Source organism: Streptomyces sp. NPDC001502 (assembly GCF_042894785.1).
Lineage (GTDB): Bacteria > Actinomycetota > Actinomycetes > Streptomycetales > Streptomycetaceae > Streptomyces > Streptomyces kutzneri.
Genome location: NZ_JBIAVW010000001.1, coordinates 196,841 through 222,965, shown reverse-complemented (window position 1 = coordinate 222,965; position 26,125 = coordinate 196,841). Strand labels below are relative to the sequence as shown.

General features: G+C 68.0%; 27 protein-coding genes. 16 read left to right on the top strand and 11 right to left on the bottom strand.

What is annotated here, in order from left to right; genetic code table 11:
- The first annotated feature begins 116 nt into the window (after positions 1–116).
- Both ACFY0D_RS01100 and ACFY0D_RS01095 read left to right on the top strand, forming a co-directional pair.
- Positions 117–1,211, top strand: a complete 1,095-nt coding sequence (locus ACFY0D_RS01100) for a DUF4238 domain-containing protein (protein WP_390796353.1) — start codon at positions 117–119, stop codon at positions 1,209–1,211.
- 636 nt (positions 1,212–1,847) lie between these two features.
- Positions 1,848–3,623, top strand: coding sequence for a hypothetical protein (locus ACFY0D_RS01095; protein WP_390796352.1), 1,776 nt, complete (start codon positions 1,848–1,850; stop codon positions 3,621–3,623).
- Positions 3,624–4,493: 870 nt separating this feature from the next.
- On the opposite strand, the gene ACFY0D_RS01090 is transcribed toward ACFY0D_RS01095, so the two are convergent.
- The 3 genes from ACFY0D_RS01090 to ACFY0D_RS01080 all read right to left on the bottom strand — a co-directional run bounded on the left by ACFY0D_RS01090 (position 4,494) and on the right by ACFY0D_RS01080 (position 7,121).
- Positions 4,494–5,192: a DUF4097 family beta strand repeat-containing protein gene (locus ACFY0D_RS01090; RefSeq protein ID WP_390796351.1), complete on the bottom strand. Its 699-nt coding sequence runs from the start codon at positions 5,190–5,192 to the stop codon at positions 4,494–4,496.
- A 64-nt stretch (positions 5,193–5,256) separates the two neighbouring features.
- On the bottom strand, positions 5,257–5,901 hold the full coding sequence (locus ACFY0D_RS01085) for a response regulator (protein WP_390796350.1): 645 nt from the start codon (positions 5,899–5,901) through the stop codon (positions 5,257–5,259).
- On the bottom strand, positions 5,892–7,121 hold the full coding sequence (locus ACFY0D_RS01080; RefSeq protein WP_390796349.1) for a sensor histidine kinase: 1,230 nt from the start codon (positions 7,119–7,121) through the stop codon (positions 5,892–5,894). The genes ACFY0D_RS01085 and ACFY0D_RS01080 overlap by 10 nt, the downstream gene beginning before the upstream one ends.
- A gap of 311 nt (positions 7,122–7,432) precedes the next feature.
- Here ACFY0D_RS01080 and ACFY0D_RS01075 point away from each other — a divergent pair, with 311 nt between their 5' ends.
- Positions 7,433–7,768 carry a hypothetical protein gene (locus ACFY0D_RS01075; RefSeq protein WP_390796348.1) on the top strand — a complete coding sequence of 112 codons (336 nt, stop codon included), beginning with the start codon at positions 7,433–7,435 and terminating at the stop codon, positions 7,766–7,768.
- A gap of 28 nt (positions 7,769–7,796) precedes the next feature.
- Here the strand turns inward: ACFY0D_RS01075 and ACFY0D_RS01070 are convergent, their stop codons facing one another.
- Positions 7,797–7,898, bottom strand: coding sequence for a BTAD domain-containing putative transcriptional regulator (locus ACFY0D_RS01070; protein WP_390796347.1), 102 nt, complete (start codon positions 7,896–7,898; stop codon positions 7,797–7,799).
- An 886-nt stretch (positions 7,899–8,784) separates the two neighbouring features.
- Positions 8,785–9,843, bottom strand: coding sequence for an NAD(P)/FAD-dependent oxidoreductase (locus ACFY0D_RS01065; RefSeq protein ID WP_390796346.1), 1,059 nt, complete (start codon positions 9,841–9,843; stop codon positions 8,785–8,787).
- A 168-nt stretch (positions 9,844–10,011) separates the two neighbouring features.
- On the opposite strand from ACFY0D_RS01065, the gene ACFY0D_RS01060 reads away from it, so the two are divergent.
- Together ACFY0D_RS01060 and ACFY0D_RS01055 are read left to right on the top strand one after the other, a co-directional pair.
- On the top strand, positions 10,012–10,911 hold the full coding sequence (locus ACFY0D_RS01060) for an RNA polymerase sigma-70 factor (RefSeq protein ID WP_390796345.1): 900 nt from the start codon (positions 10,012–10,014) through the stop codon (positions 10,909–10,911).
- A 5-nt stretch (positions 10,912–10,916) separates the two neighbouring features.
- Positions 10,917–11,243: a hypothetical protein gene (locus ACFY0D_RS01055; protein ID WP_390796344.1), complete on the top strand. Its 327-nt coding sequence runs from the start codon at positions 10,917–10,919 to the stop codon at positions 11,241–11,243.
- Here the strand turns inward: ACFY0D_RS01055 and ACFY0D_RS01050 are convergent.
- A complete protein-coding gene (locus tag ACFY0D_RS01050) occupies positions 11,228–11,728 on the bottom strand; it encodes an SCO4225 family membrane protein (RefSeq protein WP_390796343.1) in 501 nt (166 codons plus the stop codon). The two genes, ACFY0D_RS01055 and ACFY0D_RS01050, sit on opposite strands and share 16 nt — an antisense overlap.
- A gap of 263 nt (positions 11,729–11,991) precedes the next feature.
- On the opposite strand from ACFY0D_RS01050, the gene ACFY0D_RS01045 reads away from it, so the two are divergent.
- Positions 11,992–12,821, top strand: a protein-coding gene (locus tag ACFY0D_RS01045) for an IS5 family transposase (RefSeq protein WP_390796568.1) whose coding sequence is annotated in 2 segments (ribosomal slippage) — positions 11,992–12,304 and positions 12,304–12,821 — 831 coding nt in all. Because the reading frame shifts where the segments join, the coding sequence is not laid out codon by codon here.
- Positions 12,822–12,851: 30 nt separating this feature from the next.
- On the opposite strand, the gene ACFY0D_RS01040 is transcribed toward ACFY0D_RS01045, so the two are convergent.
- Positions 12,852–13,913 carry a beta-propeller fold lactonase family protein gene (locus ACFY0D_RS01040; RefSeq protein ID WP_390796342.1) on the bottom strand — a complete coding sequence of 354 codons (1,062 nt, stop codon included), beginning with the start codon at positions 13,911–13,913 and terminating at the stop codon, positions 12,852–12,854.
- A gap of 34 nt (positions 13,914–13,947) precedes the next feature.
- Between ACFY0D_RS01040 and ACFY0D_RS01035 the strand changes: the two genes are divergently transcribed.
- On the top strand, positions 13,948–14,184 hold the full coding sequence (locus ACFY0D_RS01035; protein ID WP_390796341.1) for a hypothetical protein: 237 nt from the start codon (positions 13,948–13,950) through the stop codon (positions 14,182–14,184).
- 21 nt (positions 14,185–14,205) lie between these two features.
- On the opposite strand, the gene ACFY0D_RS01030 is transcribed toward ACFY0D_RS01035, so the two are convergent.
- Positions 14,206–14,646 (bottom strand): NUDIX domain-containing protein, encoded by a 441-nt coding sequence (locus ACFY0D_RS01030; RefSeq protein WP_390796340.1) that lies wholly within the window; start codon positions 14,644–14,646, stop codon positions 14,206–14,208.
- A 145-nt stretch (positions 14,647–14,791) separates the two neighbouring features.
- A complete protein-coding gene (locus ACFY0D_RS01025) occupies positions 14,792–15,649 on the bottom strand; it encodes a hypothetical protein (RefSeq protein WP_390796339.1) in 858 nt (285 codons plus the stop codon).
- Between the two features lie 808 nt (positions 15,650–16,457).
- On the opposite strand from ACFY0D_RS01025, the gene ACFY0D_RS01020 reads away from it, so the two are divergent.
- From ACFY0D_RS01020 to ACFY0D_RS01005, 4 genes are all read left to right on the top strand, one after another.
- On the top strand, positions 16,458–17,750 hold the full coding sequence (locus ACFY0D_RS01020) for an ice-binding family protein (protein ID WP_390796338.1): 1,293 nt from the start codon (positions 16,458–16,460) through the stop codon (positions 17,748–17,750).
- Positions 17,751–17,862: 112 nt separating this feature from the next.
- The gene (locus ACFY0D_RS01015) at positions 17,863–18,603 is read left to right on the top strand and encodes a DUF5819 family protein (RefSeq protein ID WP_390796337.1); all 741 of its coding nucleotides are present in this window, start codon (positions 17,863–17,865) and stop codon (positions 18,601–18,603) included.
- The gene (locus ACFY0D_RS01010) at positions 18,593–19,813 is read left to right on the top strand and encodes an HTTM domain-containing protein (RefSeq protein ID WP_390796336.1); all 1,221 of its coding nucleotides are present in this window, start codon (positions 18,593–18,595) and stop codon (positions 19,811–19,813) included. The genes ACFY0D_RS01015 and ACFY0D_RS01010 overlap by 11 nt, the downstream gene beginning before the upstream one ends.
- A 227-nt stretch (positions 19,814–20,040) precedes the next feature.
- Positions 20,041–20,241 carry a hypothetical protein gene (locus tag ACFY0D_RS01005; protein ID WP_390796335.1) on the top strand — a complete coding sequence of 67 codons (201 nt, stop codon included), beginning with the start codon at positions 20,041–20,043 and terminating at the stop codon, positions 20,239–20,241.
- A gap of 308 nt (positions 20,242–20,549) precedes the next feature.
- Here the strand turns inward: ACFY0D_RS01005 and ACFY0D_RS01000 are convergent, their stop codons facing one another.
- Together ACFY0D_RS01000 and ACFY0D_RS00995 are read right to left on the bottom strand one after the other, a co-directional pair.
- Complete coding sequence (locus ACFY0D_RS01000; RefSeq protein WP_390796334.1) at positions 20,550–21,461, bottom strand: helix-turn-helix domain-containing protein; 912 nt, start codon at positions 21,459–21,461, stop codon at positions 20,550–20,552.
- Between the two features lie 220 nt (positions 21,462–21,681).
- Positions 21,682–22,191: a DUF5994 family protein gene (locus ACFY0D_RS00995; RefSeq protein WP_390796333.1), complete on the bottom strand. Its 510-nt coding sequence runs from the start codon at positions 22,189–22,191 to the stop codon at positions 21,682–21,684.
- Positions 22,192–22,483: 292 nt separating this feature from the next.
- On the opposite strand from ACFY0D_RS00995, the gene ACFY0D_RS00990 reads away from it, so the two are divergent.
- The 5 genes from ACFY0D_RS00990 (at position 22,484) to ACFY0D_RS00970 (ending at position 25,984) form a co-directional block, all read left to right on the top strand.
- The gene (locus tag ACFY0D_RS00990) at positions 22,484–23,059 is read left to right on the top strand and encodes a DUF5994 family protein (protein ID WP_390796332.1); all 576 of its coding nucleotides are present in this window, start codon (positions 22,484–22,486) and stop codon (positions 23,057–23,059) included.
- Between the two features lie 5 nt (positions 23,060–23,064).
- Positions 23,065–23,253 (top strand): hypothetical protein, encoded by a 189-nt coding sequence (locus tag ACFY0D_RS00985; RefSeq protein ID WP_390796331.1) that lies wholly within the window; start codon positions 23,065–23,067, stop codon positions 23,251–23,253.
- A gap of 97 nt (positions 23,254–23,350) precedes the next feature.
- Positions 23,351–23,617, top strand: coding sequence for a hypothetical protein (locus tag ACFY0D_RS00980; RefSeq protein ID WP_390796330.1), 267 nt, complete (start codon positions 23,351–23,353; stop codon positions 23,615–23,617).
- Positions 23,618–23,657: 40 nt separating this feature from the next.
- A complete protein-coding gene (locus ACFY0D_RS00975; protein ID WP_390796329.1) occupies positions 23,658–23,930 on the top strand; it encodes a hypothetical protein in 273 nt (90 codons plus the stop codon).
- Positions 23,931–24,394: 464 nt separating this feature from the next.
- The gene (locus tag ACFY0D_RS00970) at positions 24,395–25,984 is read left to right on the top strand and encodes a hypothetical protein (protein ID WP_390796328.1); all 1,590 of its coding nucleotides are present in this window, start codon (positions 24,395–24,397) and stop codon (positions 25,982–25,984) included.
- Positions 25,985–26,125 lie beyond the last annotated feature (141 nt).

Here is a 26,125-nt window from a genome sequence, read left to right as displayed (position 1 = left end):
GTCTTGAAGGCGACCCAAGCCCTCGACGGCCGTCCGCCACCTCCGCGACGGCCTGACACGATTGCCGCCGCCAGGTGCGTCATCCCAATGTCAGTGCCCCATGCGACGCTCATGGCATGGACGCGTGGGATCCGGAGAACGCCGATCCGAGCCAGCAGGTAGGTGCGCGGCACCACACAGTGCCCGCTTTCTATCTCAGGAGGTTCGCCAACTCCCAGAACCAACTGTGGGTCCGAGACCGCCGGTCTCCTGTTCCGGGGCTACGCAAGGAGAGCGATCTGGCCATCCGAGATTTCTATACGTTCCAGAACGTCCACGGTGAGCCTGACGGGCGTATGGAGCTGATGTTGCAAAAAGTCGAAGACCGCGCGGCGAGTGCGCTGCGCCGCGTGACCTCGTCCGTTACCTGGGGGCGACCGATCACGCCCGAGGACAGGACAGACCTCTGCATCTTCGTGGCCTTCCAGTACGTCCGAGGGCTCCGCACGCGCCGCGAGATCGAGCTGATGTCGGACTTCTACGTCCGCATCATGCAACTGAACGACCCCGTCGGCGCCGGACGCCGAAAGATCGCCGCGTACCGGAACATGCTCCGGGACTTCAGGACCCTTGAGGTGACCAGTCACCCCAACGACCACGTGAGACTTCTGGGCAAGTTGGCGGAACCTCTCTCCGATCACCTGCTCTGCAGGCCGCTGACCGTGATCGAGTTGACCCACGGGTCGCTGCTTACCTGCGACGAGCCCATCGTCACCTTCGACGACGAGGAAGATACCCCTAGCCCTGTGATCCCGCAGGCGCGACGGCGGACCCGCAGCCGCCGGCGCCGGGGACAACGAAAAATCCAGCAGCCCATGTCCCTCATCCAGGTCCAGAGCACCCGGAACCGTGGACTGGCCAGAGCCGATGAGGTGGTCATGCCTGTGGGGCGACGCACCCTGCTGGTCTTTGGTCACCCTGCCGCTGCCAGACCCTCACACCTGCGGATATCTCCGGAGGAGAGCCACGAGGCGGCGAACGAGGTCAACAAAAGCATTCTGGCCCAGGCGTACTTCATGGCCTTCGCACACCCCGATGATCGGCACCTCCTCGCCGATCCTCTCCCCGAGGTCGGCCCGCTCCATCGCGTCGGCGGTGTCCACCCCGAGCATGCACGTGTTGCCGGCGCGGCTCCGACCCATCTCCGACCCGAGTTGTTCGGTCGCAACTGAGAACCACTGCATCAGCTACTGCATCAGCAACCGTCCGGCCAACGCTCGTCTCCAGAGCTCGGCCCTCGTACCAGCCGCCGGGCGGGCACTTCCGCGCACAATCCAGGCGCAGGCAGTCATTGCTGAGGCTGGGGCCGGTCCATGGTCTTCCGCCCAAACGCATAGGACTTGGGTCACCGACCACCCCGCCGACCAGTTTTCAGTGCCGCGACAACCAAAGTCGATGCAATACGGGAAATGACTCCTGCTATACCAGCCAGGAATTCTTCCAAAGACTAAGACACCGCTGCCACGATGCAGCTAGCGTGCACAACCATGGGAGATCTCATCCACCCCCGGGCATGGGCGGAACGGTCAACAGGTATCGCAGTGCTGCCGGGTGCACGGTCTTCCTGGCTCGGTACACTCCGCGCGCTGATCAAAGAGCTATCCGCAAGCAGGGGACCAACCTCTGGGGATCAAGTGCCGTTGCCCCAGGCCGGTGGACTGAACCGACAGCAGCTCCAGCGGCTCGTCCGAGCCGGACTCCTCTCTCGCGAGGGGTCGGCGTTCCTGCCGGGCGCCGCTGCCCTCAGTTGGCACCAAAGTGGCGACCCAGCCGTACTGGTGGAAGCGTTCCACTGCAACATCAGGTTCATGGGCGAAGCAATGGACGCCCTCACTTCCGGGCCCCGCACGCATGAGCAACTGCTCAACCTGGCCCGCGAAGAATTCGACCTACGGTGGGACACCCCGACCCCTGTGCGCGATCGAACGGCGTGGCTCGCAGTCACGGGGATGGTTGAACTCTTCGACCACCGTATCCACCTGACGGAAGCAGGCCGCGGCTTCCTGACGGGCATCTCTCTGGGCAAGCCCAAGTCCGACGGCACCGACACGGTCGTGCAGATCGCTCCCACTGCCAGAGCCGTGGCCCACGTCATCGAACAGCTCGACGAGGCTACTCTCAGAGAGAGGGCAGATGGCGCGAATCTCTACATTCCGGGAACCTCCGCCAACGGCGGCACGCTGGCGGCACTTCAGGTGCTCACCAAGGCGGCCATACCGTCGATCAGTGACGCGGACTTCGTGCGGTTCGTACAGGAGACCTTCCCCAAGGCCCAAACTGCCGCCACGGCCCGTACCGCTAAGGACACACTGAAGGCTCTCGGACTCATTCAACGGACATCATCCGAGAGCTGGAGCGCCACGCCTGCCGCCCTTGCCTGGGTCGAGTCGAGTGAACCGCTGGACCTTGCGCGCACCGTTCATGCCGCGATCGCCTTCTTCGGTGAGCTACTGGGCGAGCTTGACACGGCGGTTCCCCGCACGACTGGTGCGCTTGCGGAACGCAGCACGCACTACCTCCCCAACCGGGGGAAGGCACTGTCTCGGAGCGCGGTCAACGCCCGACTGAACCTGCTGGAAGCCTGTCGCCTCGTAACCCGGCTTTCACAAACCACTTACCGTACGACGGCTCTCGGGCGAGCGTTCAAGGAATCGTTGCCCTGCTTCTCCCCGACCGACGCCCCATCTCGCACAGCGGCCGACGGCAACACCGCGACTATCCACGGCGGCAGTCCTGCCAGCAGCACCCAGCAATCCAACTCACTGGGGTCGGACATCGCGGAGGAGCTGGAGAGTGCCGCACGGGACAGTGCGAATCCCAAGCGTTTGGAGAAGGCTGCCGTCGCCGCGTTGGGCTACCTGGGCATGCCAGGCAAGCATGTCGGCGGCAACAGAGCGGTAGACGGTCACGTGCGATTCGGTGTTGGCGCGGACTCGCGGGTCTTGGCCATCGAGGCGAAGACATCGGCCACAGGTCGCGTTGTGGATCAGTCGTTGTTCGGATTGGTGGAACACCGAGCGGAGATCGGGGCCCACCTTCACCTCCTCATCGGCCCGGGATTCGAACGCCGCATGCTCAAGGAAGCCGACGACGACCCCGCCATCGCCGTCATCGACACTGGGCTACTGGCCGAAGTCGTTCGCCGGCAGGAACAGACCCCGCTCACCCTGACCCAACTGGCTCCCCTCATCGACCCAGCCCTGCATGCGGCCCAGCGTGACGCTGCCCTGCGCGGGTTCTGGGAGGCCCAGGAGATCCGTGGCCAGCTCGAATACGCGCTTATCGACATCCTGAATGTGGAAGCACAGGACCCGCTCGAGGAGGGCGGCTGGCTCGATCTCACCTCGCTCCGACGCGAGCTTCGGACGCGGGGGTACCGCGTCGGAGAAGGCGCGGTCGTGGAAGCCCTTGAGTTTTTGGCCTCTACCCGGATCGGAGTACTTCAACGCTCTGCGCACCGCTACCGCTGTACTGCCAGTGTCCACACAGCAGGGCAGCGCATTCGGGCTCTCGGGCACCAATGGGTAGCAGCCGCAGAACTCCACCAGCGCGTGCGCTCAGGAAACGAAGCAGCCCAGGCATAGCTGGCCCCTCGGGCAAGGTACGACTGGCCACACTCGACCCACAAGTGCGTGTGCAACACAGATATCAGTGCTCATCGGCGCAGCAGGCAAAGTCGGTCGGTGCGATGCCGGTGACGGTCCCGTTGTGACGTGCGACAGACGCGTGCCCCACCCGTGCCCTTCAGCACGGTGAACAGGGGTCAAAAGCGGAGCGGCTGAAACCCAGCGACAAGTCGTTCAGCAGCCTGTTTCCGCAGGTCAGGCGCCTTGCAAGCACCCTGCGCGCCATAGATTCCCAAGCTTATAGCGCGGGTTCGATTCCCGTCATCCGCTCCATAGCAAAGCCCCAGGTCAGTGACCTGGGGCTTGTTCGTTGTCTAGTGAACATGTACGAAGCAGCACCGGACTTGCCGAATGATCAACACGTCCGCCCTCAAATTCCCGGCCGAGTTGATCCTCGGAGGACGGCCTGAGGATGTGCGCCGTGCCGCGCTCTGTGACACGCACGACGGCACGTTGTCCCTGTGGACCGTGGATTCGCTCGGTCAGGGAGCCGTTGCTGCCGGTCTCGCGCCCGGTGCGGTGCAGCTGGTTCGAGAGCCCTGCCCCTCCTGTGGCGGCCCGCCCGGCCGTCCTGCGGTGGAGGGGTGCACCTCTCGCTTTCGCACAGCGGCGATCTCATGTTGATCGGGATCACCGGTGCACCGGTGGGCGTGGGCGTGGAGGGGATCCTCCGACCGGATGCCGCCCCGCAGGGCTGGACTCTCGGCGATGTGGCCGTGCCGGAGGGATTCGCTGCCGCGTACGCTCTCCGGTCGCACGGGCCGACGCCGGGTTGAACAACCACCGAGCCCCCGCCGACCAAGGTCGGCGGGGGCTCGGACCGGCGGCTCAGTGGATGTCCACCCCTCCGCTGCCCGTCTTCACGGTGACCGTGTTCTTGGCGTTGCGGTCCACCGGCACGCTGATCTGCGGTGTGGCGCTCTCGCTGTTGGCCTCGATGTAGTAGCCGGCGCGGGGCGGCAAGGCCAGGTCGACGCCGCCCTGGTCGGTGGTCACGTTCGTGGTCGTGGGCGCCGTGGTGAACGCGGCCCGGACTTCGCCCTCCTTGGTGGTGGCGTCGAACCGGGGGGATTTGGCGCCCGCCACCACGATCTGGCCGCTGCCGCTGTGCAGGACCAGCGGCCCGCCGGGGTTGGTGAGGTTGATGGCGCCGGCCTTGGTGTTCAGGGCCAGCCGACCGGTCAGATCGCTGGCGGTGATCTCCCCCGCTCCCGAGCTCACCTCCGCCGCGAGGCCGGCCGGCAGGGTGATCTCCAGCCTCAGCGAGCAGGCGCCGGCACAGGACGCGGACACCGTGGTCGTCTCCCCGGAGGTGACTGCCGACACCTCCGGCGGGGTGTCGGTGTAGTCGCCGGTCGCTGCGACATGGACGGAGGAGTCGGTGCCGGCGCGCAGCGCAACGCCCGCGCCATCGGTATCGACGCGCAGCAGGGTGCTGGCGGCGGCATTCACGGTGCTGGTCGAGGAGTAGCTCTCCCGGGCCGGCAGGACGACGGTGACGAGCCAGGCGCCCGCGACGACGACCATGCCGAGGACGGCCAGACCGAGGGCGAGGATCCAGCGGTGCTTCTTGTGCGGCGGCGTACTGATGTCAGGCTCCCAAGTAACGTAGAACAGCGAGCACTCGGCGATGTTCGCCGTCTTCTGGATGCAGGCCGAATTTCAGGAAGATGCTGCGGATGTGTTTCTCGACGGCAGCCGAGCCGATGACCAGCAGGGTGGCGATTCCCCCGTTGGACCGTCCCTCGGCCATCGCCGCGAGGACGTCCCGTTCCCGCGGCGACAACGTGGCCATCGGGTCCTGCCGGCGGCTGCGCGCGAGCATTTGCTTGACCACTTCGGGGTCCAGGACGGTGTCTCCGGCTGTGACCCGGCCCAGGGCGGCAACGAACTCGTCGACGTCGGAGACCCGGTCTTTGAGGAGGTAGCCGACGCCGCTGGTGGCGCTGTCGATGAGGTCGATGGCGTAGCTCTGCTCGACGTACTGGGAGAGCACCAGCACACCGATGTCCGGCCAGCGGTTTCGGATCACCAGTGCGGCGCGCAGCCCCTCGTCGACGAAGGTCGGCGGCATCCGGACGTCGACGACGCAGACATCCGGCTGGTGTTCGGCCACGGACCGCAGCAACGCCTCGCCGTCACCCACCGCGTCCACCACGTCGATTCCCTGCTCTTCGAGCAACAGGACGATGCCTTGCCGCAACAGGGCGGAATCCTCGGCGATCACTACGCGCATTGCATATCCACTTCGATCAGGGTCGGTCCACCGGGCGGGCTCGTCACACGCACCTGGCCGTCGACTCCGGAGACCCGGTCGGCCAGCCCGGCGAGTCCGCCGCCCGGTGCCACCTTCGCGCCCCCGGTGCCGTCGTCGCCGATCGTCGTGATCAGCCGGTTTCCCGCCCGGCGAATCACGACCCACGCCGTGGTCGCCCCGGCGTGCTTGGCGACATTGGTCAGGGCCTCGGTCACCACGAAGTACGTGATGCCCTCGAGGGTGGCCGACGGCCGGGGGGTGACCTGGACGTCGACCGTCACCGGGATCGGCGAGCGGGCGGCCACAGCGGACAGCGCGGCGTCCAGGCCACGGTCGGTGAGCACCGGCGGGTGCAGCCCTCGGGTGAGGTCGCGCAGCTCGATGATGGCCTCCTGGGCACTGCGCCGGGCGTCCTCGACGAGCTCCAGGGCCGCATCCTGCCCGGTGTCCTTGAGCCGGGAGCGGGCTCGCCCCAGCGTCATCGTCATCGCTACCAGACGCTGTTGAGCGCCGTCGTGCAAATCCCTTTCGATCCGGCGCCGTTCGGCTTCGGCGGCGTCCACCACGCGGGCACGGCTCTCCGTCAGGTACTCCACCCGCTTGGCCAGCTCCATGTCCCGGGGCGAGGCCAGCAGCGTACGGGCGAGCAGTACGTCGACGGCCAGCAGCGCGCGGACCACCAGCGGTGAGAGGGTGGCGCACGCCAGCAGCGCGAGGGCTGCGACCAGCAGGGCGGTACCCGGGTCGTCGACGGTCAGGGGACCGAGAGCGGCCCGGCCGGAGGACAGTCGTGTGTAGTACGCCGGCAGCAGGACCAGTGCCAGGGGGACGCCCCACACCAACAGGATGGCGAGGAACGTCAGCAGCGACAGCGGCGCCAGGACGGCGAAATAGGCGATGAGCCGCCAGGTCGACCGGTCGTTCGCCAGCGAGACCGCCGACCGCAGCAGCGGCCCGGACAGGGAGGGACGGGGCTGCTCGGGGAAGTCCAGCCCGTGGATCGCGGCCCAGCGGTACCGTTCGGCGACGCCGAGCCCATGCAGGGCCCAGCCCGCGACGAGCACCAGCGGTACGCCGGTCAAACCGACGGGTACCAGGCACAGGGCGGTGCCGAGCGTCACCAGCACGGCCAGGCCGGCGAGCGACATGAGGCCGTCCGTGGCCAGGTGGGCACAGGCACGCCACAGTTGTGGGGTCACCAGTGCCCGGTAGGGATTGGGCGGTACCGCAACACCTGACGGCCGGATTCCACGGTCCCCGTTCACAGCTGTGTCGTCACTCAACTCCGGCTCCGGCGCCATGCATGCATGCATGCATGATCATCGTACTCATGTGCCAGAACCATGCGGCGCTCCTCAGCTCGTGCTCCAGCTCTCGTTCAGGACGGTACTCAGGCATCGGTCCACGGCGACACGAGGACAACCGACCACCTTGGGGTAGGGATAACCCACCCTCGGATCGTGGGTTGGCATAACCGCCATCGGGTGCCGGGTGGGCCAGAGTCGTGGGCATGACGACGCAGCATTCAACGGCGGGTGACACCACCAGGCCCGCGGGGGCGCCCCAGGGCGACATGGAACTCTTCATCGACCGCTTCGGCGATGTGATCGACGACCGGGTCGCCGAGATCGTCGAGAAAGTCGTCGCCGAGGTCGTCGCCGCGCGGTCAACGCGGCAACGTCCTCGGCCGTCGCTGTCGCTCGTGGCCTACATCGTTGCGCTGATGGGACTCTCGGTGCTGCTGCGTGACAGCCCGGCAGTCGTCGCCACGATGTGGATCGCGGGCGCGGTGATGTACACGAGCCTGAACTCACACGGTCATGCGGCGCACCGCGGTAAAGGCTGACCGCTCAGGATGGCCTGGTAGACCTCGCTCATCGTGGACCGGGATCCACGCCGAGCTCTTCGGCGAGCATCTGGCGCCCCTCGTGGTACACGCCGATGGCGTCGGACTGCCTGCCGCATCGGTGCAGCACGAACGCGTCTGCGCACGGGACGCGCAGAACCTACGAGAGGGTCACACCGTGCTGGGCACCGTACTCGGCGACGAACGGGCGCACCTCTCCAAGAGGTTGGGTGGGACCACTCACCACAACAGTGTCGGTGACCGAGCGTCCTCGTTCGCGCGGCACGACGGGAGCCGGAGCTCGCCAGGGGCAGTGACCGCAGCGCGCACGTGATGTGGGGAACGTGACGCTCGGCGCCGGGGGCCGCCTGACGCACCGCGTCACGGCTTGATCCCTCGTGCGCCTCCGGTCACACGAAGGGAAGTTCACCCATTGCGAGCCCTACCCGGAATCGTCGGCTGGAAGGTTCCTGCCGGAGTCGACCAGATCACGGTCAGTGTGTGGGGCTCCGGCAGCGGGGCGGCACCGGTGGCGCCGGCGGCAGGGGCGGCCACAGCGCCGGAACTCGTAGGTGTTCCAGACGACAAAGGACTCCACAGCGGCCAGGGTGAGGGGCGGCGTGCCCCAACCGTGCCCTTAGGGACGGTCAACAGCGGTCAGAACCGGAGCGCAGAGAGACCCCAGACGTCGCTTCGCGGAGCCGATTTCCGCAGGTCAGATGGGATTCCGATGACTTCCGCACCATAGATTCCCAAGCTTATAGCGCGGGTTCGATTCCCGTCATCCGCTCCATGGCAAAGCCCCAGGTCAGCGACCTGGGGCTTTTGTGTTGCCTGGACCTCTCCACCCCTCGCGTGCCACGTCCGTGCCAGAAGGGGAATCTGCACCCGGACATCACTCCCGGCGCAATTTCCTGTGGGCGGCGCTACGGCGCCCGTCGGCCTGCGGCCGCATCAGGCGCCAGCCCAGGTCAAGTTGCTGCGCTCATGAAAGGCCCCCGGCCCGGGCCCGGCGTTCAGGCGCCGGTGCCCGTGCGGGCGCCGTACTTCCCGCCGCGGGAGGCCAGTTCCTTGATGACGACCGCGGTGCGCCCGGTGACGTAGGCCCGCCGGAGGGTGTCGTCGGGGCGGGTGAACTGGCCCACCGCGTTCTTCCGTCCGAGCGTGACCGCCCGAGCGACGTAACGAAGGGAGTACGACTCGGGCTTGCGGCCCTCGATCAGACGGGCCAGAGTGTTGGCCGCGTGAGCGGCCTGCGGTGTGGCGAGCGCACAGGCGAAACGGGCTCCGGGGACTGCCGCGCAGTCGCCCACGACGAAGATCCGTTCGTCGTCGACGCTGCGCAGGTATTCGTCCACGAGCGCACGGCCGTCCGCATCGACCTTGAGACCGCTGCGTGCCGCGAGGTCGGGGACGCCCGACACGATCGCCCACAGGGTCAGGTCCGAGGCGAACGCCGCTCCCGACCGAAGGCGCACGACGCCGTCGGCGGCCTCCGTGACGCCGTCGTCCACTATGTCGACATTCAGCCGCACCAGTCCGGACCGGACCCGCTGGTACGCCCGGTGCGAGAAGCCCCCGGCGACCGACGACCCGACGATCCGCACCCGCAGATCCGGCCTCGCCTCGGCCACCTCGGCCGCCGTCTCGATGCCCGTAGCGCCACCCCCGACCACCGTGACGGTGCTGTCCGCGGGAAGTGCGGCGAGCGTCACGCGAGCCTGTTCCGCGCCCTCCCACGTGCCGACGGGGACCGTTCCCGGCATCGGCCGCACCGTGCTGCCCACGGCGAGGAAGGCGTAGTCGAAGTCGAGGCTCGTGCCGTCTTCGAGGGCGACGCAGCCGTCGCCGATCTTGTCGACGGTGCCGACCCGCGAGGTGATCCCGTGACGCAGCATCGAGGCGAGGGGAGCCGCGGCGACTGCGGTCCCCGCGAGCTGCTGGTGCAGCCGTACGCGCTCCACGAAGTCGGGGCGGGGGTTGATCACCGTGATCTCGGCGGTCTTCACCTTCTTGGCGAGCCGGTTCGCCGCGAGCATGCCCGCGTATCCGGCGCCCACCACTACAACCTTCATGTCGGCCTCCTGCCTTGGTGACTGGTCGGACATGAGATGCCGGCGGAATGAGCCCTGTGACACCTCTTCGACGTGGCGCGCGTCACAGGGCGCGTGGTGTCACAAAGCGTTGGGGTCCGGCGTCTTGTGGGTGACACCGTCGAGAGCGAAGAGCCAGGAGACACCGCCATGAGCGAGGACGACTTCCATACCGACCCCGCCACCGAGGCGTTCGTCACGCACCGCAACCTGCTCTTCACCGTCGCCTACGAGATGCTCGGCTCGGCGGTGGACGCGGAAGACGTCCTCCAGGAGACCTGGCTGCGCTGGGTGGGCGTCGATCTCGACACGGTGCGGGACCGGCGCGCGTACCTGGTACGGATCGCCACCCGGCAGGCACTCGGCCGGCTGCGCACCCTCGCCCGGCGCAAGGAGTCGTACGTGGGCCCCTGGCTGCCCGAGCCGCTGCTCACCGTGCCGGACGTGGCCGAGGACGTGGAGCTGGCCGACAGTATCTCGATGGCGATGATGCTGGTCCTGGAGACGCTCGCGCCTACCGAGCGGGCGGTGTTCGTGCTGCGTGAGGTGTTCGACCTCGGGTACGACGAGATCGCGGAGGCCGTCGACAAGACCCCGGCGGCGGTCCGCCAGATCGCCCACCGGGCACGGTCACACGTCGCCGCGCGCCGACCTCACGGTGTCGTTTCGACGGCCGAGACCCGCGCCGCCCTCGGAGCCTTCCAACAGGCAGTCGAGACGGGAGACCTGCAGAGCCTGCTGGACCTCCTCGCGCCGGACGTCGTCGCCCTGAGCGACGGCGGCGGCATCAAGCAGGCCATGCCGCGGCCCGTCGTCGGGGCCGGCAAGGTGGCCCGCGCGCTGGCCGCCGGCGTGGCGGTGTTCGGCCCTCAGGTGACGGTGGAGTCGGCACAGGTCAACGGCCACCCGGCTCTGATCATGCGGATCGACGGGGAGATCGACATGGTCGTGGCCATGCGAATCGACGACGGCCTCGTCACCGGGCTCTACACCGTACGCAACCCCGAGAAGCTGACGCACATGGAACGGGAGACCGCCGTGAGCCGCTGAGTTGCGTGGGGCGGCTGCTGATCAGCCGCCTGCTCCGCTGGGTCGCCGGTCGGGCAGCGCTCGTGGCAACACACCCCTACCCGATCGACATCCCCATCGACGAACGGGACGACGAGGCCAGGGAGGCTCGTGAGAAGGCGCCTGTCCAGCGCTGCCGGCAGTCCTTGGGCTTCGAGCCGTTCCGCGAAGACGTGTGGGTGATGCGGCCGCACCTTCGCGCGCACGAAGACGCAGTCAAGCGCCTCGAAGCAACGTTCTCCCCACCTCTGAGCCCAGGCCTCACCAGCCGTGATGCCGAGCTGCCCTACCGGCAGGCTTACGGCTTGGGGTAAGCGCAGAGCCCCTGCCCAGGGGGCTGGACCCGCGTGCTCCTGGCGTCACGCCGCCGCGCCACGTAGCGGAGCAGGGCCCAGATCGCCGCAGCGTTGACGAGGGCGCCGACCAGGACCGCTCCGTAGAAGCCGAAGTCGGACCACATGTCGAGCTTGCCGTCGATGGACGTGTCCGGTGCCACCCAGTCCGCGGGGCGCGGAGCGGACTCCGGCATGATCTCCGTGGGCAGCGGCTCGGGGGGCGGCTGCGAGCCTTCGTAGCGGGGCCCCTCGACCGGGGCCGGCTCGTCCAGGGCGGCCGCAGCAGGTCCGAAGGTGCTGAGCAGCAGGATGCTGACCGGCGCCGTGGCCAGGATCGGCCAGACTCCGAAGAACCCGATGTCGCCCGTCCGGCTTCCGACCGCGACGTAGACCAGCATCGCGATCACCAGGGCCAGGTATCCACCGGGCACCCACATCGCAGGCTTCGACCAGCGCCGCACCATGACGTTCCCCGTTCCGTTCCGCTTCGTTCGACCTGCGCCCAGTCTCGAAGCTGCCGAGGACCACCACCTGAGTACGCCTACTCATCCTGCTCGGCCCTGAGTACCTGGTCAGAGCGGTGCACGGCACGCACACCGGGGACACCGCGCCACGTATCCCCCATGTCCGGCACACGGTGCCGGAGGATTCCGCGACTAGCGCGTGTCTCTTTGATGGGTTGGTCAGTTGATCGGATGTGTCCGTCCGATTAGTGATCACTGATGCGATGTGGGACCGGATCGAGCCGCTGATGCCGGCCGATCCGGTCCGCGGCAGGCGGTGGGCCGATCACCGCCGCACCCTTGAGGCCATCGCGTGGAAGTACCGCACCAACTCGCCCTGGCGGGACCTGCCCGACGAACTCGGCCCGTTCCAGACCGCCCACAAACGGCTGATCAGATGGGCCGTCGACGGAACCTGGCAGGAGATCCTGACCGCGCTCCTGACGGCCGCGGACGCCGATGACGACATCGGCTGGACCGTCTCGGTCGACTCCACCGTCATCCGAGCCCACCAGCATTCCGCCGGAGCACGCAAAAAGGGGCCGAAGGCCGCAGCGAGCCCGCCGACCACGCCCTCGGACGCTCACGCGGCGGCCTGAGCACCAAGGTCCACCTGGCCGCCGACGACCGTGCACGGCCCCCGGCCCTGACCGTCACCGCGGGCCAGGCCGGCGACGCACCCGCCTTCGAAGCGGTCATGGCCCGCATCCGTGTGCCACGAAGCGGGCCCGGCAGGCCCCGGACCCGGCCGTTGGCCGTGCTTGCGGACCGGGCCCACTCCTCCCGTGCCATCCGATCCCACCTGCGACGACGCGGGATCCGCGCGGTCATCCCGCAGCCGTCCGACCAGATCGGCCACCGCCTGCGGCGAGGACGCCGAGGCGGCCGCCCGCCCGGCTTCGACGCCGAGGCCTACAAGCAGCGGAACAGCGTCGAACGCTGCATCAACCGCCTCAAGCAGTGGCGCGGCCTGGCCACACGATGCGACAAACTCGCCATCGCCTACCAGGCAGCACTCCACCTCGCCGCGATCCTCGTCTGGGCACGACGCTGACCAAAGAGACCGAACCTGGCGGCGCCTTGCTCAGGCGAGCTGCACCGGCGCGGTGTTCGGACCTCGGGCCGTGCCCGCTTTTCCCTGTACCGCTGCCACGCCGGTCGGCCCGTCGCCCACGGTCACCGTGTTCGTTACGCGGGCTGGCGAGGTGTCGATGACCGACAGGGTGTCCGAGTCGAAGTTGCTGACGTAGACGAGGGAGCCGTCCGGGCCGACGGCAAGGCCGTTGGGGCCGTCTCCCACGGCGACGGTTTCCGTGACGGCGCGGCCGCGGGTGCTGATCACGGACACGTTGTCGGACCCGATGTTGGCGACGTATACCTGTCGCCCGTCCGGTAGCACCCCGATTCCCGCAGGCTGGTCCCCGACCGGGATGCGGTCCGTTTCCGCGCCGTCGTGGACGTCGACCACCGACACGTCGTCCGAGGTCAGGTTGGAGACGTACAGGCGGCGGCCATCGGGGGTGAGTACCAGAGCGGTCGGTCCGATGCCGACAGGGATGGTGCCGGTGACCGTTCGGGTGGCGGTGCGGACCACTGAGACGGTGCCGGACGCGGCGTTGGCGACGTACAGGGTGCATCCGTCGGGTGTCACCGCCACGCCCAGCGGGGCATCGCCCACCGCGATGGTGTCCGTCACGGCACGGGTGCGGGTGCTGATCACCGACACGTTGTCCGACCCGACGTTGGCGACGTAGACGTTCCGGTTGTCGGGAGAGACTGTCACTCTGCTCGGTTCGTCCCCGACAACGACGGTGGCGATGACCGTCCTGGTACGGGCGTCGATCACCGATACGGTGTCCGACGCGGAATTGGTGACATAGACGCGGGAGCCGTCCGGGCTGACGGCCACGCTGTCCGGTCCGTCCCCGACGGGAACGCTGTCCACGACCATGCCGGTGCCGGTGTCGACGACCGACACCGTGTCGGAGTGGAGGTTGGCGATGTAAACGAGGGCATCAGGCCGCGGGGACAGCCCGACTGCCGTCGTCCCGACGGATGCGCCGGCCAGGTTTCCCGGTGCCATGAGCGCCGCTGTCACACAGAGCACCACGGCTGCTCGCTGCGCCAGGTCCTGACTCCTCGTCATGGGACCACGCTAAGACTCCGGAGCGGAAAGCCACGTGAGGCTCACGCTCAGGCTGACCGAACGGCGCATCGTGGCCGCCGCCTACGCCGACTCCATCTACACCGGCCGCACCCTGGGCAACCCCTCCCAGGGCACAACCTCGGACGTTCCCGCGGCGGGCTGCCGCTCCGGCGCCGGGGAATCCGGGCGGTCGTCCCGCAGCCGTCCGACCAGATCGCCATCGCCTACCAGGCGCGCACTCCACCTCGCGGGCATCTTCATCTGGACCTGACGCTGACCAAAGAGGCAGAACCTAGACCACGACCCCGGCCCCGACGAGTCCGCCGGCACCGATGGCGCCCCGCAGGACGTGGGCGATCTCCTCGGGCCTGAGGTCGATACGGTCCAGCCCCTCCGAGGTCAACGGGATCTCCTCCAGCGCGTACTCACCGCGTCCCTCGGCGCTGAACTCGGGGCCGGTCCGGTCCTCGAAGGACCACGTCGAGATCCGGACGAGGTAGAAGAACTGACGCTCCTCGTCGGACTCCATCGTGTGCAGGAGGCGGACGATGTCGGCCTTCCCCGCGATCTCCTCGTGGATCTCCCGGTGGAGAGCAGCCTCCCGGGACTCGTCGCTCTCCTCGACGCCGCCGCCGGGCAGCACCCAGTACACGGGGATTCCGGGCTTGGTGCGCCGGATGACCAGCATCGTGTCGTCCACGGTGACGAGGACGGCTCGGACTCGTTCGATCATTTCGCTCTGCCTCCTTGGTTGTTGGCGCTTTCACCCAGCGGCGCGAACCGCGCCGAACGCCTGACGGCCAAAGCCTGACTCCGTAAGCACCTCTGGATCCAGCGCATTTCTGCATCGACCCCAGCGACGTGAAGGGGGGAGGACATCAGACAGCGGTCGTACCCGTCCCAGAGAGCGGGGGGAGAACACCCGTCACTTCCTCCGCGCGCTGGCGCAGCAGTGGAGCCAGCTCCACGTACCAGCCACGGCCGACGGCTTGGAGCATTTCGGCGAGGGCGATCTGTTCGCCGATCCGGCCGGCGGGGGTGTCGAGGACGTCGGCGAATTCGGTTCGGATGCGTGCGGCGACGGCGGGGACGCGGAGGCTGTTGACGTAGAGCATGGCCGGGTCGTACCCGACGGGGACGGCGCCCCACCGCTCCCAGTCCAGGATGACGAGAGGGTGGTGGGTGAGGTTGGCCCACTGGAGGTCGGCATGGCCGGTGACGCGTTCGGTGATGGCCGGCGCGGGGATGCCGAGGAACTCGGGGAACACGCGGTCCGCCCAGGACTGGCGGATGGTCTCGCGGGGCGGCTCGGCGGCGCTGAGGGCGTCCAGGCTCTCCCGCAGCGTGGCCCACCAGGAGTCCGGGAGTCCCGGGTCCTCGGTGAGGTCGGGCGTTTCCGGGGAGATGACGGGCTGGTCGACGTAGTCGATCAGCCCGGCCTCGAAGACGTACTCCCCACGCCCCCACCGGTACAGGTGGTGGAGGTGGGGGCGGGACACCTTGTCCGAGACCCGTTCCTCGGCGAGCGCGATGCCCTCGTTCCGGGTGGTGGGGGTCTTGGCGGCCTCACCGCAGTGGACGCGGAGCCAGTGGCCGTTTTCGGTGCGGGAGCCGATGGTCCGGCCGAGCCATCCCCAGGACAGCGGGCCCGTCGGAGCGGTGGCCAGGTATGAGGATGCGATGGCGAGGGCGTTCTCCATGCGGGCCCTGGTGGTCTCATCCTTGGGCGAGTACATCGGTGACCCTCCTGCGCTGGTCCGGTTCGAGCGGCGAGGCGATGGCCTCCTTGGCGGCCTTCCAGTGCTGCGGCGTACTGGCGGACAGCAGTACCACGTCCAGGCTCGGGCAGGACGCCGCAGCGAGAGGCAGGCGGCGGCCGTGCTGGTGCCGGGGCGGATGAACTCGGCGAGTTCGGGGGTGGCCAGGTCGATGAGTTCGCCGCCGTGCAGGGGTGAGGAGCCGAAGGTCGACCACGGCGCGGACCGGGATCCATGCCTCCCGACCGTCCATACACATGATGTGGACAGTGAAGGGCAGGGCCTCCCGGTCGGCGTCGACGACCCGCTCACGGCCGATTGATCACCACAGGCGTCACGCTCACCCAAGCGGGCAAGGGGTGACGCCCTTCTTGTTGTCTTGAACAGCCCGAGCGCGAATGCACCCGACAGCGCTTCCAGAGCCAAGCGAATCGGAGATGAACCGGCCGCCACGCCCGACCCTGCGGGTTCGCCAGATCACCTGACCGGCGGTGCATCTCCGTGTGTGGCGGTTGGATTTATTTGGGCAAGTGTGCGGCGCTACCTCTTGCGAGTTAATCGATCTCTGCCCATTCGGGGGGGATGTCGGATGATCGACAATGCGAGTCTGATTATTTTCAACACAATTGCCGCCATGGAATGTGTTTGTATTAATCCCCCCTCCGCGCCTTACTCATTATAGGTGCGCGAAATTTCCTGCGTAATATGCGGAAGCGACACACCAGGGCTTCCCGGGCGAACGGTAGGGCCCGGTACGCCACGGCCCCCCACAGGAAATGGCCTCTTGATGAAGCTGAGAATCCAAGCGGATCAGCGCCGCACTCTGTCCGGCTGGCTGGCTTCGGCCGTCGCCGTAACGGTTGCCGCTGTCATGGTCGCCGGATTGCCGACGCAGGCACTTGCCATCGCGACAGCCGTGCCGCTGGGTACCACCGCCAGCTACTCCGTTCTGGCAGGTCAGGGAGTCACCAACACCGGCCCCACGGTGATCGACCACGACCTCGGGACGCACCCGAACCCGGCCATCACCGGATTCCCGCCCGGCCTGGTCCTCGGCGCCGTGCACCCTGCGGACGCTGCGGCCCTCCAGGCCAAGAGCGACCTGATCATCGCGTACAACAACGCGGCCGGCCAGGCCGAGGACTTCGACCTTCCGGCGGCCATCGGCTCGGGAACGTCCGGCCCCACGGAGCTGATTCCGGGCGTCTACACGAGAGACCCCGCCGGCAGCGTCGGCCTCACCGGCGACCTGGTCCTGAACGCGGGGGGAAACCCCAACTCGGTCTGGGTGTTCCAGATTCCCGCAGCCCTGACGACGGCGACCTCCAGTCGGATTCTCCTCACGAACGGCGCTTCGCCGTGCAACGTGTACTGGCAGATCGGGAGTTCGGCGGAGCTCAACACCAACACCACCTTCGTGGGCACCATCATGGCGCTGACCTCGATCTTCCTGCGAACGGGAACGAACGTCGAGGGCCGGGCGCTGGCCCGTAACGGCGAAGTGACGATGGACAACAACCGGATCTTCCTCGGCGGGTGCGCCACCGGCGGCACGACCACCGGCACGACCACGGGAACGACGACCGGCACGACCACCGCCGGCACGACCACGGGCACGACCGCCGGAACGCCGACCGCCGGGTCGACGACCGGTACGACCGTGGGTCTGATCGGTGGCGGCCTCCTGGGCGGACCCATCGTGGACCTCGTATCGGGCGGCACCTCGGGGAACATCGCGGGCAACACCTCCGGTAACACCGCGGGCAACACGGCCGGGAACACCACCGGCGGGAACACCACCGGCGGCAACACGACTGGCGGGACCATCACCGGGGGCAACGTCACCGGCGGGCACGGCGGTCAGCCCGGCGGACCGGACCACGGCGGACCGGGCGGACCGGACCACGGCGGCCTGGAGCACCACGGGCCGGAGCACGGCGGACCGGGCAACGGGCACGACGAGGGACCCGGTAAGCCGGACCACGGCCACGGCCACGGCCACGACGGGAAGCCCGGCGACCACTACGGCTACGGCAACAAGCCCGCGGGCCACGAGGGTCACCACGGCCACGAGGGCTAGGCAGCAGGCGGCACGAAGCCCGTTCATCGGATGACGGCGCGCGGCGGAATCCTCATCGAATCCGCCGCGCGCCGTCGGTGAGAGTCGCAGAGACCTCAGGCGAACAGCAGACATGAGAGAGACCGGGTGGACGGTGTCGAGCAGAATTGAATCTGCGGACGTGAAGGAACTTCATCAGTCCGACTCCGGTCCCGCCCCCCAGCAGCGCCATGACGAGGCGGTCGGACCGGGTAAGCCACCCATGGGCGTTCGTACACTGCGAGCAGGGCTGCACACCGTCGTATTCCTCTGCCTGGTGACGGCTCTGGTCCATGTCGTCCTGGTGTTCCTTCATGTGGCCCCGTCCAACCCTGTATCGAAGCGATACGCCTCACAGGTCAACGGATGGGTGTACCCGCTCTTCGAACAGAACTGGCGGCTCTTCGCCCCGGACCCCGACTCCTTCAACCGAAAAATCCTGGCGAGAACCGCACACACCGACTCCAAAGGATCGGTGCAGGTGACCCCCTGGTTCGACCTGGCTGCCGTGGACCATTCCGCAGTCGACCACAACGTATTTCCGAGCCACACGTCCCAGAACCTGCTGCGCCGCGCCTGGACCTCCTACGTCGAGACACACGGAGGCAGCGACACGGCACGATCGGAACGGGCCGTGATGTTGCAGACGTACCTGCGCAACATCGCCGCGGACCGCGTCGCCGCCCACAACGACGGCGGCGCTTTCGACTTCGTTCAGCTCCGGGTCGTCACACTGCCCGTCGCCGCGCCCGGCGCACCGGCCGGGAACCACCCGCCGGCACCCACCGAGGACCGGCTCCTGCCCTGGTGGAAGGTGACCTCCCATGGGAAGTGAACAGATCCCCCAGCCCCCTTCCGTGGCAGCGACGCCGCACCCGCCTGCGGCCCAGGAGACTTCGATCGCCGACGCGGCCCACCGGTGGCTCCTCGACCGGATCGGCGCTCTGTGGGCGCTTCTCACCGACCGGCCGATCTCCCTGTACGCCGCGTCGGTTCTGCGCATCGGCTACGGGCTGCTCTACCTGGTCTTCCTGCTGCGCGAGTTCCCGCACCGTGACGAGATCTGGGGCCCCGGCTCCCCCTGGACACCGGCGCTGGCACAACAGCTCTTCGACCAGACGGGCTGGAACAGCATCCTGATCCTGTCCGACAGCCGCGCCTACTTCGAACTCTGCTACGTGATGGCCCTCGTCACGTCCGCGCTGTTCATGCTGGGCTGGCGGACCCGGGCCACGTCCGTCCTCTTCGCCGTCGTGGTGACCTCGTTCCATGCCAGATCGATCTTCATGACGGACGGGGGCGACAACCTGATCCTGCTGATGGCCCTCTACCTCGTCCTCACCGCGTGCGGCCGGCGCTGGTCCCTGGACGCACGCAGGAACCGGCTCAAGACGGCCCGCGCGGGCGACGCGCCGGAGCCGGTGAGGCGCTTCTACGCACAGCAACTCCGGGACGGTCGCATCACCTTGACCACGGTGGTGCACAACTGCGGCATCCTCGTCATCGCGGCACAGGTCTGCTTCCTCTACGGATCAGCCGGCCTGTACAAGATCCAGGGCGCCACCTGGGGCGGCGGCACCGCTCTCCACTACGCGCTGAACCTCGAACTCTTCCAGCCCTGGCCCGCACTCTCCCACCTCGTGGACGAGTACCCGATGGTGATCGCGATCGCCAGCTACGTGACGGTGCTCTTGCAGGTCGCCTTCCCGTTCGTGCTCTTCGGCAGGCTCAAGTACCCCGTTCTGACCGTGCTGCTGGGCATGCACATCGGTATCGCAGTGCTCTTGGGACTGCCCCTCTTCTCCGGCGCGATGATCATCGCGGACGCCGTGTTCCTTCCCGACCGCTTCTACGCCTTCCTGCCTCACCTGTGGCGACGCGCAGCACAGCGCACAGGGATGCGGCGGCCGACACCCGGCCAAGCAGCGGGACACGGAACCGTACCCGCACAGGGCAGGGCAGGCGTACCCGGCACCAGGCATCGAGCCGCTCCTGCGCAGAAGGACACCACGCCGGCCACCGGGCTCGCGTCCGAGCAGAGCTGAGCAGTGCTCTCGCTCGGCAGCTCGACTGGCTCCTGACAGCAGGGGGCGGGTGGGAATCGCGCCCCTCCTCGGCACCGATCAGCCGGCCCGCCTCCCGACGCCGCCACATCCGGGACGGGCGTCACCCGCGTGCCTCGCTTCGCAGTCGAAATGATGCAGACCGTAACGGTGCATGTCAGCGTCGTCCGAGAGGAATCCGTACCCACTCATCAAGAGGAGTCACCGTCATGGGCGGTACGCAGGACGAGCCCAAGGAACCGGGCAAGGGCAGCGAGGCGCAGGAGCACCATCGCTCCGGAGACCCCGCTCACCCCAAGCCGGGCAAGTCATCCCGCGAGCAGGGCCGGAAGCAGAACCAGAAGGAGACCTCGCGCCGCCGCGAGGACGACCTGCTGCGCGAAGAGGACCTGCACGACGAGAACCTCTGACCAGAACACCACGCGCACACTCCCAGGGCCCGGCCGCCGGTCCGCAGTCACCCGGCCGGGTCCTGTCACATACCGCCCGACAAAGGCCTGCCCATGACAGGCAGGGGCTGAAGCTCGATCAACCACACAGGCCGTCCGGTCCGCCGTCCGGTCCGCCGTCCGGTCCGCCGTCCGGCGGCTGAGCCCCGGGACACACCGTCCGGGGGCTCAGTGGCGTTCGCGAGTGGTCACGGACCCACTCGCCGGCGGGTCCGGCTTGCACGGGGGCAGCCGACCCGGCACCCGGACGGGCTCGTATCGCACGGCGCTCACCGGCTCGGCAGGGTCAGCGCGTGGGCATCTGGCGCCGGTTCCGGGCCGGCATACGCCTTGATGGCCTCCTCGATGAAACTCCGGGTACCGTCCGGGCTCAGCGCCCGGGCCTGCAAGTGCGCGTACATGTCGCTGTAGCGTCGCACGTCGGATCGTTTCTCCAGATAGAGGTCGCTGGTGAACCTCTCCAGATACACCACGCTGCCATCGGTGGCCTCGGCGAAGTCGAGCAGCGTGAACTGTCCCGAGACACCCGGGTGCGCACCCACATCGTGAGGGAGAACCTGCACGGTGACATGCGGCTGCGCGCCGAGGTCGGTCAGATGCTCCAGCTGGTCGCGCATGACCTCGCGGCTGCCCACGACGCGCCACAGCGCCGATGCGTCCAGCACGGCCCATAAGCGCAGGAGGTTGCCCGGGGCGCGCAGCCGGTCCTGGCGCCGCATCCGCACCTCGCGGTGTGTGGCTGCCTGTTCGGCAGTGGCGTGAGGGATCGTTCCTGCGATGACCGCCTGTGCATAGGCAGTGGTCTGCAGCAGGCCGGGGATCAGCTGGGGTTCGTAGCACCGGACCGCGGCCGCCTCGGTCTCCAGGCCGATGTAGGCGCCGTACGGGATGTCGCCGTAGGCGTTCCACCAGCCCTGCCGACCTGACTCGCTGGCCATCTGCATCAGATCGTCAACACGCCGCTGATCCCGGACTCCGTACAGCCCGCAGAGATCTCGCACATCACGTGGCTTGATGATGCGGCGGCCGTTCTCCAGCAGACTGATCTTGGGCTGGGAAATCAACAGGCGTTCCGCCACCTGCTGCGTCGTCATACCGCTGATCTCCCGGAGCCGACGTAGCTCCGACCCCAGTCGGCGCCTGCTGACGGTGGGATTGACAGGGACACCCACGGGGCGCATACCTCCACTCCGAGAACCTTGCGCTGGCGAGAAGACTGCCACGGCCAGGGCAGCTGGATCCGTCTTGGCTCCACGTCGTGCACGGTGATTCGCGCCGGGCGCAGAGCGCCCCGATATTCGTATTGCATCTCACTCGGCTGACCATATTTTCCGGTTGCAATAAACAAATGACGGGCATCGCCCGGCCGGAGCGCGGTATTCAGTGCGTCTCGGTGCGCCTTCAGCTGGATGTCGCTGCCGGTCCACGGCTCGTTTCTGTCGGGTCGGGTGTGGTGGCGATGAGGATCTGAGCGGCCTGGGTGATGTTGTCGGCGCGGACGGCGCGGGCCATCGCTTCGCGGGCGGCGTCGGCGGCGGTGTCCGGGGGGACCACCAGCAGGGCGAAGTGGTCGTTGTGGCCGCGCGTGATGAGGACGGTGTCGTCGCCGACCGGGTCGGAGTCCAAGTGCACGATCCGATCGTCGATGACCAGGCGGGTGGGGAGGGCGTTCCAGGCGGATGCGTCCACGCCGACCCGGGTGATGGGCCCGAGGTGCTCGGTCAACGCGCTGATCAGCGCGGGCAGCTCGGTCTCGATGTCGCGTGTGCGCGGCCACCACGCACCGTCCAGGAGCCCCTCCCGGGATTTCGTGGTCTCCAGCCGCAACAGCGCCGTACCGGGTTGGATCGCCTGGTGGATCGCATCCGGCAGGAGCAGTGGGGGCCTGCGGGGGGAGTCGGAGTCAGCCATGTGGGTCCGCCCGTCTACGGGGTGCGGCCGTGCCTCAACGCAGGTCAGCACCGGTGCCGACTGCGACGTACGCGAGCCCGCCGTCGTTTCACGGTACTCCCGCCGTCCGCACCACCGCTCTCCACAGCACCTCCGCCGGAAAATGCCTGGTCAAACCGTCCATAACCCATCGAACAGGTGTACAGTGAAAGTACCGGAAGTACTTCGCACACCGGCTTTCACGCGGGTGTCATTTCCGGCGATCGCCTAAAATCCGGACTGCCGACGGGCAGTCCGGGGGCAGGTCCGCATCATGACCACCACCCTCGACCGGACCGCGCCCCGCGACCTCGCCGCAGAGCTCCCGGCACGCCTGTCCCTCACCCCGAAGACCACCCTCGCAGGCCGGCTGGACGGGGCCTGGTGGCCCCACTCCCGCGACCTCGAAGCCGAGCTCCCGCCGCTCGCCGCCGCCCTGGAGGAACCCTGGGGCCGCGTCACCCGCGTCAGCGTGAACCCCACCCGCTGGCCCGTCGTACCGCACACCGTGCCCATGGCCGGGCGCCTGCTCCACGTGGGCTGGTTCACCGAACAGGACCCCGACAAGCTGATCCTGCTCTCCTACACCGTGGGGCGCTGGGACCTTCTCGTGATCCCGCCGGAGACCGAGCCCGCAGCCGCGGCCCGCCTGATGTACGCCGCCGCGATACCGGGCAGCGTCCTCACCGCGGGCGTCCTCATGGCCAACGAAGCCGCCATCGGACGCGGCATCCGCGACACCCAGCGCCAGGAATCCGGCTGGGAGAGCGAAGGCGGGGCCTGCATGTCCCCCTTCGGGAGCCCGATGGATCGGAGCACCCTGTCGCTGCCCGGAAACGGCTGGAGGTGAGCTCCGTGGAGACCGTCGTCCTCATTGCGGTGCTCATCCTCGCGACCGGCATCGGAATACGCCTGATCCACCTGCTGAACGCCCAGCACGACGCACGGATCGAGGCCTACCGCTTCAGTGACCCCCTGCCGAGGCCTCCGGGTCTGCCGGACGACACCGGTCGTCGAGCCCACCGCACAGGTGCCGACCGGTGAGGAACAGAGACCTTCCTCCGACCGGGGGCAGCGGGCGGGGCGCCACGGCGCCCCCACCCGCCGGCTTCTCGCCCACTCCGAAAGGGAACACGCCTACGTGAAGTACATCGAGACCCAGACCCTCCCCTCGCTCGGGCACGCCGAGGTCCGCATCATCGCGCACACCCCGGAAGCCGCCCGAGCGGTCGCGGAAGCCCTTCGCGGCTGTTTCGCAGGTACGGAACAGCGCAGCTACCCCGCCCTCGAAGGCAACACCCGCCTCCACCTCACCGTGGACACGGCGACACCCGCCGGCCCCGCCCGCTCATGGCTGGCCGCCAGCAGGACCCCCGCCGGCACCGGCGCACACTCCGACGAGACCTGAGAGCCCCGAAACCCACTCCCGCACACGAGAGGACGCGGTCATGGCCACGCTGCGCGAACGCAAGACCTACCGCGACCAGGTGCTCCGGGTCCTGTACGAAGCCGTCGAAGGCAACCGCCTCCTCGGCATCACCGGAGCACAGCTGCGGCACGACCTCCACGTACCGGAACAGGACCTCGCCGCCGCCTGCACCTACCTGGCGGGCGAAGGACTCATCACCGTCGACTGGGAACCCGGCAACACCCCGGCGATGGTCACCCTCACCCACGAGGGAATCCGACACATGGAGGCCGATGAGGAAGAGCACGGCTGAGTCCCCGCGCCGAGCCGTCTGGCATCCGATAAGGGCAGGTCAGGTGCTACATCGAGGCTTGGCGCGGCATGGATTCCCCAGCACGATGCGGCCGCCTCCGATCGGATTCACGCCCACGCGCAGTGACGCCGAGCTGATCGAGATCGCGGCTCATGTCGCCGCCGGAACGGCATCACCGGCTTCCTCCGTCGGCATCCCACCGTGCCTCCCGCCGGTGCCCGCCCCTTTCATGCCTCCGATCGAGTGATCTGTCCCGCTTCCGACTCGTGTCACAACGGCACTGCCGAAAGGCTTCTTCGCCACCATGGCCGCCGAAACGCCGAACGGTCCCGGATCCCAGCGTCCGATCCGGGCATCGCGGACGGTAGCCATGTGAGACCGGCTCCGTTTCGGAGGACCATCACATCCCGTTCCGCACGCCCGCCGCTGCCGCGGCCGCTGCCGCTGCGACAAGGAGTCCCTTCATGTCCTCGATCCAGAAGCTCCTCAAAGGCCTCGAAGGCAAGGAAGAGAAGTACGCGCAGGCCAAGTTCACGCTGGGGGTGATCCAACGTCTCACAGAGGCCAGGCGGGACGAGTTCAAGGAGGAGGCCATGCTGCTGGCCACCGCCCCGACCGGACCCGTGCGGATCAAGGCGGAGCCCTACGACTTCCGTTACGACATGTTCATGCAGGTCAAGACGGCGCCGGACGACCAGATCACGAACATCATCGACAGCATCTTCGGTGGCTCCGACCCGGACTTCAAGAAGCTCGCCGGCAATCTGCTCAAGTCCACCCTCAACGTCCTGCTGGGCAACGTCAGCACCGGCATCAGCCAGAAGGTCAGCAGCTTCCTCACGCTCGACGGAGACAACATCATCCGCGTGGACTCGATGTTGTGGCGGTACAACTTCGAGTACAAGGGCCTGACGGCCGACGCGGAGAACGCCTTCTTCTACGGCATCTCGATGTCCGTCGTCAAGGTCCAGGAGACGTCCGACGCGCTGCTGCGCCTGATGATCTCTCACATGGTCAACCAGATGTCGTGGTTGAAGAACCGGGACGAGAAGGAGAGGGAAAGGAAGAGGCTCTGGGAGCTGTTCAAGGCGATGAAGGAGGAAGCGCTCCCGAAGATGCAGACGCTGAGCGCGATGTCCGCGAAGATCAACGAGAAGGCGAAGAACCCCAGTTCGCTGGCCCTCGCCCCGTCCGGCAACCTCTACCTCACCTGCCCCGACACCGGAACGGTATGGCTGGCCACGCCCCGGGCCGAAGTCGTGATCGCGGCGGGCGGAGGGGAAAGCACCGAGGACGACATCCCGGCCGTCAAGGCCAAGCTCGACAGGCCCATGGCCGTCGCGGTGCACCCGCAGCAGGAGGAACTCGTCATCGCCGAGTACGGGGGACGGGTGCGCACGGTCACCAAGGACGGAACGATCCGCACCGTCTTCGACGGGACCAAGCAGGACCCGAAGGACCCCGTGCGGCCGACCCACGTCTCGGTGAGCAAGGAGGGCGACATCCACGTGGTCGCCCGCCAGGAAGGCGACGAGAAGGGACCGCTGCGCATCATCACGATCACGGCGAAGGGGGACGTCACCGTGCTCAAGCAGGGCGAGTTCACCTCCGAGGGCAAGCTCTCCCACGACGTCCACGGTGTGCTGGCCACGGGCGAGGGCGAGCGTCTGCTCGCCATCAGTGGCGCGGGCCACGTCAGCCGGATGCCGGCCGGAAAGCCCGAGCTGCAGGTGGTCTGCGGCGGCGGGACGGACACGTGCGACGGCTCCCAGGCCAAGCAGACCCTCCTTCGCTATCCCTGCGGCCTCGCCCGAGGCACCGTGGAGGGCCACCTCTACATCGCCGACGCACACGACGGTGAGGGACTGGAGAACTCGCGCGTCCGCAAGGTGACCAACGCCGGCAAGGTGACCACCGTCGCCCGCGGCGCGAACATCTACGCGCTGGCCGTGGACGAGCAGAGCAAGGCGCTCTTCACGCTGTGCGACAGCCACGACGGCGAGGGCCGCCACTTCAAGGCGCAGGCCCTGCCGTCCCCCGTACGCAAGTCCTGAACCGACCCCGTAGGTCCACACGACTCGGGAAGGAAGCCCGATCGCCACCATCCAGGACGTCATCGACGGGTTCACCGGGCCCCCCGAGCACAAGCGCAGGCTGACGTTCGTCCTGGGCGCGATCGGGCGTCTTTCCCGTGC